Origin of the sequence: Streptomyces sp. NPDC002138 (genome assembly GCF_040296485.1) — a bacterium.
Taxonomy (GTDB): Bacteria; Actinomycetota; Actinomycetes; order Streptomycetales; family Streptomycetaceae; genus Streptomyces.
Genome location: NZ_JBEOXE010000021.1, coordinates 39,573 through 53,215 on the forward strand (window position 1 = coordinate 39,573; position 13,643 = coordinate 53,215).

At 73.1% G+C, this 13,643-nt stretch carries 12 protein-coding genes, 1 tRNA gene and 1 pseudogene; 9 read left to right on the forward strand and 5 right to left on the reverse strand.

Features of this window, described 5'->3' with window-relative positions:
• Window positions 1-3 precede the first annotated feature (3 nt).
• The gene (locus tag ABT084_RS16060; protein ID WP_351043458.1) at window positions 4-1,035 is read left to right on the forward strand and encodes an alpha-hydroxy acid oxidase; all 1,032 of its coding nucleotides are present in this window, start codon (window positions 4-6) and stop codon (window positions 1,033-1,035) included.
• A 66-nt stretch (window positions 1,036-1,101) separates the two neighbouring features.
• Here ABT084_RS16060 and ABT084_RS16065 read toward each other — a convergent pair.
• Window positions 1,102-1,175, reverse strand: a tRNA-Met gene (locus tag ABT084_RS16065).
• A 234-nt stretch (window positions 1,176-1,409) separates the two neighbouring features.
• Between ABT084_RS16065 and ABT084_RS16070 the strand changes: the two genes are divergently transcribed.
• The 6 genes from ABT084_RS16070 to ABT084_RS16095 all read left to right on the forward strand — a co-directional run bounded on the left by ABT084_RS16070 (window position 1,410) and on the right by ABT084_RS16095 (window position 6,881).
• Complete coding sequence (locus tag ABT084_RS16070; RefSeq protein ID WP_351043461.1) at window positions 1,410-2,591, forward strand: UbiA family prenyltransferase; 1,182 nt, start codon at window positions 1,410-1,412, stop codon at window positions 2,589-2,591.
• A gap of 92 nt (window positions 2,592-2,683) precedes the next feature.
• Window positions 2,684-4,141 carry a cytochrome P450 gene (locus tag ABT084_RS16075; protein ID WP_351043464.1) on the forward strand — a complete coding sequence of 486 codons (1,458 nt, stop codon included), beginning with the start codon at window positions 2,684-2,686 and terminating at the stop codon, window positions 4,139-4,141.
• Window positions 4,138-5,238 carry a methyltransferase gene (locus ABT084_RS16080; RefSeq protein WP_351043467.1) on the forward strand — a complete coding sequence of 367 codons (1,101 nt, stop codon included), beginning with the start codon at window positions 4,138-4,140 and terminating at the stop codon, window positions 5,236-5,238. Before ABT084_RS16075 ends, ABT084_RS16080 begins: the two co-directional genes overlap by 4 nt.
• A complete protein-coding gene (locus ABT084_RS16085) occupies window positions 5,225-5,878 on the forward strand; it encodes a DUF6875 domain-containing protein (protein WP_351043470.1) in 654 nt (217 codons plus the stop codon). The genes ABT084_RS16080 and ABT084_RS16085 overlap by 14 nt, the downstream gene beginning before the upstream one ends.
• A gap of 115 nt (window positions 5,879-5,993) precedes the next feature.
• Complete coding sequence (locus ABT084_RS16090; RefSeq protein ID WP_351043473.1) at window positions 5,994-6,407, forward strand: Mpo1-like protein; 414 nt, start codon at window positions 5,994-5,996, stop codon at window positions 6,405-6,407.
• Window positions 6,408-6,533: 126 nt separating this feature from the next.
• The gene (locus ABT084_RS16095) at window positions 6,534-6,881 is read left to right on the forward strand and encodes a hypothetical protein (protein ID WP_351043475.1); all 348 of its coding nucleotides are present in this window, start codon (window positions 6,534-6,536) and stop codon (window positions 6,879-6,881) included.
• Window positions 6,882-6,927: 46 nt separating this feature from the next.
• Here the strand turns inward: ABT084_RS16095 and ABT084_RS16100 are convergent, their stop codons facing one another.
• The 4 genes and pseudogenes from ABT084_RS16100 to ABT084_RS16115 form a co-directional block, all read right to left on the reverse strand.
• Window positions 6,928-7,347, reverse strand: coding sequence for a hypothetical protein (locus ABT084_RS16100; protein ID WP_351043477.1), 420 nt, complete (start codon window positions 7,345-7,347; stop codon window positions 6,928-6,930).
• A gap of 118 nt (window positions 7,348-7,465) precedes the next feature.
• On the reverse strand, window positions 7,466-8,704 hold the full coding sequence (locus tag ABT084_RS16105; RefSeq protein ID WP_351043480.1) for an MFS transporter: 1,239 nt from the start codon (window positions 8,702-8,704) through the stop codon (window positions 7,466-7,468).
• Window positions 8,705-8,784: 80 nt separating this feature from the next.
• Window positions 8,785-9,230: pseudogene (locus ABT084_RS16110) on the reverse strand (GNAT family N-acetyltransferase).
• Window positions 9,231-9,263: 33 nt separating this feature from the next.
• Complete coding sequence (locus ABT084_RS16115; protein ID WP_351043483.1) at window positions 9,264-10,559, reverse strand: MFS transporter; 1,296 nt, start codon at window positions 10,557-10,559, stop codon at window positions 9,264-9,266.
• Window positions 10,560-10,773: 214 nt separating this feature from the next.
• On the opposite strand from ABT084_RS16115, the gene ABT084_RS16120 reads away from it, so the two are divergent.
• The gene (locus tag ABT084_RS16120) at window positions 10,774-11,826 is read left to right on the forward strand and encodes an aldo/keto reductase (RefSeq protein ID WP_351043684.1); all 1,053 of its coding nucleotides are present in this window, start codon (window positions 10,774-10,776) and stop codon (window positions 11,824-11,826) included.
• Between the two features lie 159 nt (window positions 11,827-11,985).
• Window positions 11,986-13,626, forward strand: a complete 1,641-nt coding sequence (locus ABT084_RS16125) for an AMP-binding protein (protein ID WP_351043687.1) — start codon at window positions 11,986-11,988, stop codon at window positions 13,624-13,626.
• Window positions 13,627-13,643 lie beyond the last annotated feature (17 nt).

Genomic DNA, 13,643 nt, shown 5'->3' on the forward strand with positions numbered 1-13,643 from the left:
CCGATGACGGACATCACGGCGGGCCCGGGACTGGCGGACCGCGCCCGCGCTCAACTCCCGGCCGCGGCCTACGACTTCTATGCCGCGGGCTCCGACGAACAGATCAGCACGGGCGAGGCGGCCGGGGCCTGGCGGACCCGGCGGTTCGCCCCGCGCGTGCTGCGGGACGTGTCCGCGGTCGACACCTCCGTGGAACTGCTCGGCAGCGCCCTCTCCTCGCCCGTGCTGGCCGCGCCGACCGCCTTCCACCGGATGGCCCACGACGAGGGCGAGGTGGCCACGGCGGCGGGCGTCCGGGCCGCGGGCTCGCTCATGGTGCTCTCCTCCCGGGCCACGCGGTACCCGGAGGACGTCGCGGCCGCCGCCGGGCCCTGGTGGTACCAGGTCTACTGCCTGCGGGACCGGGACATCACCCGCCGCCAGGTCGAACGGGCCACCGCGGCCGGAGCCCGGGCGCTGGTCCTCACGGTCGACGCGCCCTACGTCCCCCCGAAGCCGACGGCGGGCGCGCCGCTGCCGCTGCCCCAGGACGACGAACTGTGCCGGTCGGTCGGACTGGGCACCCGTACGCCCGGCTGGGAGCAGGACCCGTCCATCGGCCCCGAGGTGATCGGCGAGCTGGCGCGGCTCTCCGGGCTGCCCGTGCTGGTCAAGGGAGTGCTGCGGGCCGACGACGCCAAGGCCTGCGTGGCCGCCGGAGCGGCCGGTGTCATCGTCTCCAACCACGGCGGCCGCCAGCTCGACCGCGCGGCCGCGACCGCCGAGGTGCTGCCCGCGGTGGTCCGGGCCGTGGGGGACGCGGTACCGGTGCTCGTCGACGGGGGCATCCTCACGGGAACCGACGTCCTGGTCGCCCTCGCCCTGGGAGCCCGCGCGGTCCTGGTGGGCCGCCCGGTCCTGTGGGCGCTGGCCCTGGGCGGCGCCGACGGGGTGGCCGCCCTGTTCGCCTCGTACCGCGAGCAGCTCTCGCTGCGGATGGCCCTGGCCGGGGCCGCGACCATCGGCGAGATCGGCCCGGACCTGCTGCACGGATAGACCGGGACCCGCCGGAAAGCGATGAGGCCCCCTCGACGTGAACGTCGAGGGGGCCTCATCCATGAGTAGCGGGGACAGGATTTGAACCTGCGACCTCTGGGTTATGAGCCCAGCGAGCTACCGAGCTGCTCCACCCCGCGTCGGTAAACCTCACTCTACGCGAGTTTCCCGGCCCGGTTCACCACAGCGTTCCTCCAGCGGCTCTGGACCGGATCCGGACCGCTTCCGGACCGCCTCCGTATGCGTTCCGTAGGGGAGTGTGTGCAGGTCAGAGCGTTTCGTGCGGCGCGGCACCGGAGAATGCCGAGCCGCCCGGGACCGGCTCTCGAAGCGATCTCGAGGCATATCTGAGTGGCCGTCAAGTGATCGCCGTCATGGTCGGACGACCGAACCGTGCTGCACGGCCCGTCGCCCCGCTCGACGAGTGGCGCCGGGCCCGGCGGATGGAGGACGCCCCCGTGACCATGAACGCCGCCCGACCGCCCGTACTCGCCCCGCCCTTACCCGGCCCCGAGGAATTCGCCGCGCTCAGCCCGTCCCGGCGCGAGGAGGCGGTGCGCGCCACCCCCGGCAGCTCCGGCTGGGGCGAGACCGTACGGATCGCCCTGCTCCTGGGCCGGCCGCGGACCTGCGTCCCCGGGATGCTGACCTTCGCGCTCGGCTGGACGGTGGCGGGGGGCCGGTTGTCCGGGCTCTTCTTCGCCGGGCTCGGCATCTCCCTGGTGTACGGACTGCTGGCCAACACCTACAACGCCTACACCGACCTCGCCGAGGACAGCCGCAACCTCCCCGGCCGGGTCTGGCAGGTCATGCGCATCGGTCACCGCCGGCTGCTGTGGATCAGCCACGCGATGAGCGCCGCGCTGATCGGCGCCTCGCTGTTCTACAGCTGGGCATACGTGGTGCCGATGACCCTGGCGCTCGTGGGCGCGCACCAGTACTCCTTCCTCCCCGGACGGCTCAAGGCCCGCCCCGTGACCGGGCTGTTCGCCTTCAGCCTGGCCGTCTTCGGTCCGTACCTCCTCGGCTACTTCGCCGCGCCCACCGGGGTGCGGCGGCTGACGGCGGACGCGTGGGCGATCCTCGCCTTCCTGATCGTCTGGTTCGTCGCCAAGGGGATGGTCAAGAACCTCCCCGACTACGAAGGCGACCGCGACGCCGGACTGCGGACCTCCGCGACCGTCTTCCCCGACCGCACCTCCGCCGCCCGGGCAGCGACGGTCGTCACCCTGATCGGGTACCTCTCCCTGACAGGCTTCGTCCTCGCGGGCGCCCTGCCCCTGCGCACCCTGGCGGCGCTGCCCTGGGCCGTCGCCGCCTTCCAGCAGTGCCGGGCGATGATCCGGGCCGTGGACAACCGAGCGGCCAACGCCGTGCTGAAGGCGGACATGCTGCTGTCGACGGCGTTCCTCGCCTCCGTGCTGGTGCTGCGCACCCCGGGCTGGGTGACCGCCCTGTCCGTGCTGATCGGCGCCGCGATCCTCTTCGGCAGCGACTCGCTGGCCCTGGACTCCCGGCGGGGACGCGACGGCGCCCCCGCACCACGGTCCGCCTGACGGCCCTCCGTCTCCTGATCCCCTCCCGCCCCGCTGATACCTGCCCGCCCCCCGATCCCCCTTCCTCCCCCTGCGCCCGAAGGAGTTCCCGCATGCCCGCTGTCCCCGGACCGCGCACACCGGCCCAAGTGGTGCGCACCGTCAGAGCGTTCCAGCGCTCGCTGCCGGAAGGGCTGGAGCACCTCAAGGACGAATACGGTGAAGTGAGCGCCTTCGGCCTGGGCCCCACCCGCACCTACTTCCTCTTCGGGCCGCAGGCCAACGCCCTGGTGATGCGCAACCCCGACAACTTCCGCTTCGCCGGCGCCTACGACATGCTCCGCCCCATCGCCGGAGAGACCGCCCTCGTCGTCACCGACGGCGCGCCGCACGCCCGCCGCAAGCGCAAGGCCCTGCCCTCCTTCCAGCGGCCCGGCGTCGAACAGGCCACCCGGCTGATCGTCGAGGCCGTGGACAAGGCCATCGACGGCTGGCGTCCCGGGCAGCGCCTGGACATCCACGCCGAACTGCGCGAGGCGATCCGCGGCGCGATGCTCCTGCTCTTCTGCGGGGAGCGGCTCGCCGCGCAAGCCCCGTACATGATCGGCCAGTTGGACCAGATCCACGAGCTGATGGACAACCCGCTGCCGCAGCAGATGGTCGCCTGGAGCCTGCCGACCCGCGCCCGAAGGCGCGCCCTCGACGGAATCGCCGCCGTGGAGGAGCGCATCTACGAGGAGATCACCCGCAGGCGCCGCACCGGCGAGGCCGCGACGCGCGGCGGCGAGGACCTCATCTCCGTGATGCTGGCCGACGGCGGCGCCGTGATGTCCGACCAGGAGATCCGCGACATGGTCGTGAGCGCGCTGATCGCGGGCTACGACCCGGTGGGCTCCGGAATCGGCTGGGCCGTCTACAACTCCCTCGCCCACCCCGGCGTCTGGCAGCGCCTACGGGCCGAGGCCGAGGAGGTCCTGGACGGCGCCCCCGCCACCCCGGTCGCCGTCCGCGCACTGCGCTACACGGGCCGGGTCGTCCAGGAGAGCCTGCGCCTGCACCCGCCCGTGGTGATGAGCCCGCGCCGCTGCGTCAAGGCGTTCCGGTACCGCGGGCACGTGATCCCGGCGGGCAGCACCGTGGCCGTCAGCGAGTACATCACGCACCGGCTGCCCGCCGTCTGGGACGCCCCGGACGCCTTCCGGCCCGAGCGCTGGGACACCGGGCAGGAGGGGTACCAGTCCCCGTCGCCGTTCGAGTACCTGCCGTACGGGTACGGCGCCCGCCGCTGCATCGGGGCCGGGATCGCCGGCGCCGTGCTCCCCGCCGTCCTCTCGCGGCTGGCCCAGCGCACCGAACTCGACCTGCTGACGCTCCGGCCGCAGTACGGCGGCATCCCGGCCCTCATCCCGCGCGGCGGGCTGCACGTCCAGGTCGCCGAACTGCCCGCCCGGGAACGCGCCCGCGGCCGGGCCGGGGCCCGCGACACCGACTCCGGCCGTGACACCGACCGTGGCGGCGACCGCGCCCGCCACACCGACCGCACCCGTGACCTGGTGGAGGAAACCCGATGACGAGCCAGACCATCCTCCGGGCCGGGAGGGTCGCCGTCCCCGACGGCGCCCAGGCACGGCACGCCTGGCGGATGCGCGAAATGATCTACGGCCAGCTGCGCTCCCGCGCCATCGGAGCGATGGCCGAGCTCGGCCTCGCCGATGTCCTCGGCGACGGAGCGCTGACCGCGGCCGAACTCGCCGAGAAGGTCGGCGCCGACCGCGCCCTGCTGCCCCGACTGCTGCGCGCCCTCGCCTCCTTCGAGATCCTGCACCTCGAACGACGGGACGGGCGCGAAGAGTTCTCGCTGACCCCGCTCGGCGAGACGCTCCGCGCGGACGACCCCGGCTCCGCGCTGCCCACGGCCCTCCTGGTCGCCGGCACCGTGGCGCCCGCGTGGGAGCGGCTCACCCAGGTGGTCCGTACCGGCCGCGCCGCATTCCCCGAGGTGTTCGGCCAGGACTTCTTCTCCCACCTCGGCGACGACAGCCGACTGCGCCGGATCTTCGACCGCTCCCAGGAGACCGGCCTCGCCCTGGAACTGGAAGGGCTGCTGGGCGCGGTGGACTTCACCGGCCCGCTCACGGTGGTCGACATCGGCGGCGGGGACGGGGCCCTGCTCACCGGCCTGCTCGCCGACCGGCCCGAGCTGCGCGGCACGCTCGTCGACCTCGCCGCCGCCCTCCCGCCCGCCGCCCTGCGCCTCACCGGCGCGGGTCTGGCCGACCGCTGCGAGCTGCGCGAGGGCAACTTCTTCGAGGCCCTGCCGGGCGGCGCGGACCGGTACGTCCTGCGCCACATCCTGCACGACTGGGACGACGACTCCTGCGTCGCCATCCTGCGCAACGTCCGTGCGGCGATGGGTCCCGGCGCCCGGCTCGTGCTCATGGACCACCTCGCGGCCGCGGATCCGACCGGCGACGCGGGAGAGGGCTCGGGCGGGCAGTGGGGCGGCCTGATGGACCTCTACATGATGTCCCTCTTCGACGGCGGGCGGGAAAGAACCCGGGAGGAGACCGAGGACCTGCTGCGCGAGGCGGGCCTGGCGGCGCTGCGGGTGACCCGGCTGCCCGGCGGCACCGGCGTGGTCGAGGCGGTGACCGATGACGCCTCATGACGCGCTCGCACCCGTCGCGGTACTGCCCGCGGCGTGCCCGGCGTCCGACACGGCGCGGGCCGAGGCCGTGGTCCAGGACTGGCTGCGCGACTACGTGAGCCGCCCCCACGAGCAGCTCGGCCGCGGCGGGGACGTCTGCCCCTTCGTGGAACCCGCCGCGCGGGCCGGGACCCTGATGATGCACACCCGTACCGGTCTGGCCGATGCGGACGGCGCCGAACTGCGCTCCCTGGTACGGGACATGGCGCGCACCTTCCGCACCACGCACTGGCCGCGCACCAACCCCACGATGTACGCCTACGTCCTGATCCTGCCCGACCTGCCGCGCGCACAGTGGGCCGAACTGGACGCGGTTCAGGCCGCGCTCAAGGCGGAACTGGCCGAGGGCGGGCTGATGCTGGGGCAGTTCCACCCCGAATGCCCCGAACCCGCCGCCCGAAACCCGCAGTTCCCGGTGTCGCGGAGCCCCGTACCGCTTCTCGCCATGCGGAACATGGCGCTGCACGACGTGCTGTTCCTGCACAACGACAGCCGGCTGTTCGCGGAGTACCAGCACCGCTTCGGCGGCCGCTACGAGCGGGGAGCGGTCGCCGACCCGCTGCTTCGCTCCTCGTACGAGGCGGGCTCCACCGTCGGCTGACCCCTGACCCCTGACCCCTGACCCCTGACCCCTGACCCCTGACCCCTGACCCGTGCCCCGTGACCTGTAACCCATGACCCACACCCATATACCCGCACCATCGAGGAGATTCGTCATGAGGGAGTTCGACCAGCGCTTCGAGGAATACATGCGCGGGCACACCAGCGAAGCGAGCCGCTGGATGCACGTCGTGGGCATGTCCGCCGCCGCGGCGGCCGCGGTGACCACCGTGCGGCGCCGCAGGCCCAAGCTGTTGTGGACGGTCCCCGCGGCCTTCTTCGCCTTCGCCTGGAGCGGCCACTTCGTCTTCGAACGGAATCTGCCGGTCGGGTTCACCGACCCGGGAGCGGCCTTCTCCGGTGACCTGAAGATGATCTGGATGATGGCGACCGGACGCAACGGCCAGTTGAAGGAGCTGCTGGCGCGCCTCGAACAGGAGGCGGCCGCCGCCGAGTTCACCGAGGACGCCGCCGCGGCGCAGACGGCCGCCGACGCCGGATGCCCCCGGTCCCTGGACCACGCGGCCTGACGCGCGGGACGGCCCGGCCGAGGGGAACCCGGCCCCGGTGACGACGCGGATCGCCCCCCGCGCATAATGCGCAGGGCGGGCCACGGCCCCGGAGGACCGGAGCGAGGACACGAGGAAGGGACCCCCATGGCAGAGGCAGTCGGTACGGAGTTCGTCGAGGACGGCCCCACCTCGGCGGAGCGCGAGGCGTGCGACGAGGTGCGGCGGCGGGCCACCGGCATGTCCCACCACGAGAGCGCCGAGGCGCTCGAAGAGGCCGAGCGGGCCGCCGCGCAGCTCGACGGGGCCGCCGGGGACGAGGCTGTGGACGCGGCCGACGTACGGACCCGCGCCGCGCTGGCCGAGTGGGAGCGGATCACCGACGTGCTCTCCGCCCACGGAGGCCCGTACGCACCGGAGACGGACCCCTATGTCCAAGGCCAGCTGGCGGGCCGCAGGAACCGGCGCGGTGCCGGTTCGGGCCGGGTCGGCTGAACGGCAGCGGCGGCCGCGCCATGCGGCCGCCCCGCCCGCCCACATGTCAGACGGTGACCTGGCCGGTCAGCATGCCCAGCAGCTGGTCCATCTCGGTCCGCCAGAGACGGTGCACGTTCATCCGCGTCGGCTTCGGCTGACCGGGCAGCTGGATGCGGAAGGAACTCCACACGGCGTTGCGGTCGACACCGGAGACGATGCCGACGGCCTGGTTGGCCGGGATCGCGAAAGCGATCTCCTGGGGGCGGTTGCTCATCCGGCTCGCCTTGTGTATCACCACGGCCTGCTCGGTGACGGTGACGAAGTAGTAGGTCAGGAACGCCTGCCCGATCAGACCGAGCATGCTCATCAGCCACACGCTGGGTCCCGCGATGGCCTGGACCGTAACGACGGGGCGGTCGGCCGGGTTGACCTGCGCGATGGCTTCCGCCACCTGCTGCTGAATGGTGGCCTTCTTGACGGCCATGGGGTTCCTCCTGAGCGGAATGAGTGCCCCCGGTCTTCGAGGGCATCGCAGAGTACCCGCCCTGCCCCGGGTCCTCGCGCCCGGCCCCCAAAGGTGAACCGGGAGGCGGACGCGGGCGTCACACGGGCGCCGCGCACTCCCTCGGCGCCGGCGCCCTGCGCAGCGCCCACAGGCTCGGGGCGGCGAAGAGCACCGCGGTGGCGAGGGTCATCGCCAGGGCGGCGGCCCGCAGGACGGGCGCCGCTCCCCAGGAGGCCGCCGCGGCCCCGACGAGGAGGTAGCCCATCGGGACGGCCAGCCGCTCTCCGATCGAGCTGAACGAGTTGAGGCGCCCCAGCAGTTCGCGCGGCAGCTGCTGCTGCATCACGGTGTTCCAGCACACGATCGCGACATCGACCCCCGCCCCGGCGAGGGCGGCGGACAGCGCGAGGAAGGGCAGCGGAGCACCCGCGGCCAGAGCGAGCAGGGGGAGCGCCAGCGGCAGATTGGCGGCCACGCACACGATCATGATGCGGGACGGCTTCCAGCGCAGCGAGAGCACCCCGCCGAGCACGAGCCCCACCGCGAAGGAACCCTGCACGATGCCCCAACCGGCCGCACCGAGCTCCGTGTCGTGGGCGACGAGCGGGCCGAGGAGCCCGTATCCGCCCAGCCAGAAGGCGACGACGAAGGTGCCGGACAGGGTGTAGGACCACAGCCAGAACCGCCCGCGGAACTCGGTCCAGCCGGTACGGAAGTCACTCAGCGCCGACCCCTTCGCGGCGACCGGCCCGGCGATCGCGAGCCGGCCGTACAGGACCGCGGCCACGGCGAAACTGGCCGCGTCCCAGGCGAGGGTGAGCTGCGGCCCGACGAGCGCGACGAGGGAGCCGCCGAGCGCGGGCGCGAGGATCCGGACGAGGTTCGTGGGGAGGCGGAGCAGGGCGTTGGCCTCTTGGAGCCGCGGCGCCTCGACGAACTGGGGCAGCAGGCTGTTCATCGCGGGCGACGCCAGCGCCGAGGCGCCGCTCGCGACGGCCGCGAACACGGCGACCCGGGTGGTCGTCGCCGCCCCCTGGAACACGAGCAGGGCGACCGTCGCCTGGGTCAGGGCCGGGATCACGTTGCCGATCACGATCAGCCGCCGCCGGCTGAAACGGTCCGCCGCGACCCCGCCGATGAGGAGCAGGATCAGCTGGGGGGCCGTGCTTCCGGCGAGGACGATCGCCAGCGAGCCCGGGCGGTCGTCGAAGCCGAGCACGGTGAAGGCCAGCGCGACCGGGGCCATGGCGGAGCCGCTCGCTGAGATCAGGCTCGCGAGCAGGAGCGTCCGGAAGCCCTTGTCACGCAACAGGGGCGGTGGTGTGGGGATTTCCATTCGCCGGAGGCTACCGCGCGCACCGGCGGGCCCGGCGGCGGGTGCGCGGCCGGGGCCGCCGCCGGGCGCGCCGACCGGCCTCAGATGTCGCCCTCCACCAAGGCGTGCAGGTGCATGTCGTGCCATCCGTCCGCGTGCAACACCGCCTCGCGCATGGTGCCTTCTAGGGTGAACCCGGCCTTGTCCGCCACGCGGCAGGACGCCGGGTTCTCCACCGCGTGCAGCAGTTGGAGCCGGTGGAGCCCGAGTTCGTCCAGGGCCCAGCGGCAGACGCGCCGCGTGGCCTCGACGGCGAGCCCGCCCCCGCGGGCCGGGGGCAGGATCCAGTACAGGATCTCGGCGGTGCCGGACGCGAGATCGATGTCGTTCCAGCCGACCAGGCCGACCGCCGCACCGCCAGCGCACCCGCGTCCTCGGCCCGCCACGGGCGCAGCTCCATCCCGCTCGGCAGGTCGAGCACGGGCTGGTCGGTGCCGGCGATCCTGCCTTCGGGAACCACCGGGAGGACGGGCTGATGGGAGATCATCACGGCATCCTGCCGCAGGGGTTCGTGCACGCGCTATCTCCCCCCGGCCTCCGCCCCGGCCTCCGCCCCGGCCTGAGCGGCGGCCGCCGCCCCGGCCGTGCTCTCGGCGCGGGAGCGGCGCGGCCGCCGCCCCTCCAGGGACGCGACCGCCGACAGCAGCGCGGGAACGGCCACCAGCGCGAAGCACCACGCGACGGGGACCCGCTCCACCAGCAGGACGGCGACGGCGCTGCCGCCCGCAGTGCCCGCGTTGAGCGACGTGTTGACCCAGGCGCCCGCCCGGACCCGGGTGGCGGGGGTGACCGACTCGTCCGCGATCAGGTAGGCGGTGGTGATGGCGGGCGCGATGAACGCGCCCGCGAGAGCCGCCAGCGCGACCAGCGCGTACGCGTTCGGCGCGAGCCCCGTGGCGGCCAGGGTCACGGCCAGCGCCGCCGTGATCAGCGGCAGCCGCCGCCGTCCGGGCCACCGCCACGAGACGGCGCCGTAGGCCAGGCCCCCGAGTGCGCTGCCCGCGGACGACGCGGCGAGGACCCAGGGCACCGCCCCGGGCTGGTGGCGCTGATCGGCGAGGGCCACCACGAGCAGCTCGAAGGCCCCCAGCCCGACCCCCATGCCGACCGCGACCGCGACCACGCCGCGCAAGCTGGAGGACCACAACCGGGGCCGCTCATCGGCGGGTTGACCAGCAACCACATCGGGGCGCGCGCCCCGGCCCAGGGATCCGGCGGACCCCATCACGCTCCGGGCGACGGGGGAGGAGACCAGAGCGAGCGTGCCCACCAGGACCAGCGCCGCGCTGACCGCCACACCCGTGGCCGGTGTGGCCCAGCGCACCAGCAGGCCGACGATCAACGGCCCGCTGACGAAGAGCAGTTCCTCGGCGACACCGTCCAGGCTGTAGGCCCGTTGCAGCATCAGACGGTCGGGCAGCATCACGCTCCACAGCGAACGCATCACCGGCCCGAGCGGTGGTGTGCAGCACCCGGCAGCCATGGCCAGGGCCATGAGGGCGGTTCCGGAGGCGCCGGGATGCCGGCTCAGCCAGGCCAGGGCCGCCAGCAGCAGTGCGTACGTACCCGCCATCGGCACCAGGGCCCGGCGCGGCCCGTACCGGTCGACCAGCCGGGCCCGGACGGGGGAGAGGGAGACGCTCGTCAGACCGAAGAGGGCCGTGACGGTCCCCGCCACCTGGTAGGACCCGGTGGCGTCCTTGGCCGCGAGCAGCAGGGAGAGGACGACCGTCCCGTAGGACAGCCGCCCGAGCAGGGCCGAACCGAACGTACGGCAGGCGTGAGGGGTGCGCAGGACAGCGCGATAGGAAGACATGAGAACGAAGGATTTCCTCGGGAAGGCGGCGCGCGCGGAGGCGCCGCGGACGTGCGGGGACACCGGAGGACCGCCCTGGCGGGTGGTCGGCGCGGGATCCTAGGCACGGAGGAAAGACATGCCGATCATGCTAGCAGGAGCAGCGGTGCGGCGGTCGGGGAACAAAACCTTGCCGTGGAGTGCGCTCCAACTCCTAGAGTGCAGCGCCATGACCATGACCTACCGCAGCCTCGGCCGTACCGGCATCGAGGTGAGCGTGCACTGCCTCGGCACCATGATGTTCGGCGCCGTGGGGAACAAGGACCACGACGACTGTGCGCGGATCCTGCACGCCGCGCTGGACGCGGGGATCAACTTCATCGACACCGCCGACATGTACTCCGCGGGGGAGTCCGAGGAGATCGTCGGCAAGGCCCTCGGCGGTGGCCGCCGGGACGAGGTCGTCCTCGCCACCAAGTTCCACTTCCCCATGGGCGAGGGGCCCAACCGGGCCGGAAACTCCCGGCGTTGGATCGTCAGGGCCGTGGAGGACAGCCTGCGACGGCTGGGTACCGAATGGATCGACCTCTACCAGGTGCACCGCCCCGACCCCGCGACCGACATCGAGGAGACCCTGGCGGCCCTGGGCGACCTGGTCCGCGCGGGGAAGATCAGGGCCTTCGGCTGCTCCACCTTCCCCGCCGAGGAGATCGCCGAGGCCCATCACGTCTCCGAGCGGCGCGCGTTGCCGCGCTTTCGCACCGAGCAGCCGCCGTACTCGGTCCTCGCGCGCGGCATCGAGCGCGACGTCCTGCCGGTCGCGCGCCGCCACGGCATGGGCGTGCTGACCTGGAGCCCGCTGGCCTCCGGCTTCCTCAGCGGGAAGTACCGGCCCGGCGGCCCGGTCGACCTCACCTCGGGCCGGCCCGCGCTGAACCCCGCGCGCTTCGATCCGGCGATCCCGGGCAACCAGGCGAAGCTGGAGGCCGCGGAGCGGCTGATCGAGCTGGCGGACGGGATCGGGTGCACCCTGCCCGAACTGGCCGTGGCCTTCCCGGCCGTGCACCCGGCGGTCACCTCGGTGATCATCGGCCCGCGCACGATGGACCAGTTGCAGTCCCTGCTGAAGGGCGCCTCGCTGACCCTCGACGACGCCGCGCTCGACCGGATCGACGAGATCGTGCCGCCGGGCACCAACCTCTACCACCCGGACGGCGTGTGGCGTCCGACCGCGCTGACGGATCTGGCCCAGCGCCGCCGCCCGACCGCGGAGCGGGCCGCGGGGTAGGCCGTGGGGTGAGCCGTGGGGTGAGCCGTGGGGTTGGCCGTGGGGTTGGCCGTCTCCTTCGGATCCTTCCCGGCCCGCGCGGCGGTGGACGCTCGCGCGGGCGGCGGGGATCATGAAGGCCACGCCGGCCCGTCGGGGCCCGGCGCCCGCCGCTCCGCCCTGGAGGTACCTGTGTCTGCCGCGTCGAGCTATGCGTCCGGAGCCTGCGAAGTACCCCTGCTGGGCGACACGATCGGGGAGAACCTCGACCGTACCGTGCGCGGCTTCCCCGGCCGCGACGCCCTCGTCGAGATGGCCACCGGGCGCCGGTGGACGTACGCGGAGCTGGCCGCCGATGTCGACGCCCTCGCGCTCGGACTGCTGGACCTGGGTATCACGAAGGGGGACCGGGTCGGCATCTGGGCCCCGAACCGCGCCGAGTGGACCCTGGTGCAGTACGCCACCGCGAAGATCGGCGCGGTCCTCGTCACGGTGAACCCCGCCTACCGGGCGCACGAGCTGGAGTACGTCCTGCGGCAGTCCGGGATCCGGCTGCTCGCCGCGGCCGAACGGTTCAAGACCTCCGACTACGCGGGCATGATCGAGGAGGTCCGGCCGCGCTGTCCCGAGCTGGAGTTCTTGGTCCTGCTGGAAGGGCCCTTGTGGTCCTCCCTGCTGGAGCGCGGACGCGCGGGCGACCCCGCCGAACTGGCGCGCGTACAGGCGACGTTGAGCGCCGACGACCCGATCAACATCCAGTACACCTCGGGCACCACCGGCTTCCCCAAGGGTGCGACCCTCTCGCACCACAATATCCTCAACAATGGTTACTTCGTTGGCGAGTTGTGTCACTACACGGAACAGGACCGGGTCTGCATCCCGGTCCCCTTCTACCACTGCTTCGGCATGGTGATGGGCAACCTCGCCTGCACCAGCCACGGCGCCGCGATGGTGATCCCGGCCCCCTCCTTCGACGCCGGCGCCACCCTGGCCGCCGTCGAGGCCGAGGCGTGCACCTCGCTGTACGGCGTCCCCACGATGTTCATCGCCGAACTGGCCGACCCCGGCTTCGACGCCTACGACCTGTCCAGCCTGCGCACGGGCATCATGGCCGGTTCGCCCTGCCCGGTCGAGGTGATGCGGGAGGTCATCGAGCGGATGGGGATGGCGGAGGTGTCCATCTGCTACGGGATGACGGAGACCTCACCGGTGTCCACCCAGACCCGCGCCGACGACTCGGTGGCCCGCCGCGTCTCCACCGTGGGCCGGGTGGGCCCGCACCTGGAGGTGAAGGTGGTCGACCCGGACACCGGGCGCACCCTGCCCCGGGGCGAGCCGGGAGAGCTGTGCACCCGCGGCTATTCGGTCATGCTCGGCTACTGGGCCGAGCCCGAGCGGACGGCGGAGGCCATCGACGCCGCCCGCTGGATGCACACGGGTGACCTGGCCGTCATGGACGACGAGGGCTACCTGAGCATCACCGGCCGGATCAAGGACATGGTGATCCGGGGCGGTGAGAACGTCTACCCGCGCGAGATCGAGGAGTTCCTGCACACCCACCCGGACGTCCTGGACGTCCAGGTCATCGGCGTGCCCGACCCCAAGTACGGGGAGGAACTGATGGCCTGGGTCCGCATGCGCGAAGGAACGACTCCCTTGACCGCGGACGCCGTCCGCGCGTACTGCGCGGGCCGGCTCGCGCACTTCAAGGTCCCGCGCTACGTCCACGTGGTGGAGGAGTTCCCGATGACCGTCACCGGCAAGATCCGCAAGATCGAGATGCGCGAGCTGTCGGTCGCCCTGCTGGCCGACTCCGAGTAGACGGCCCGGGGGTTCCC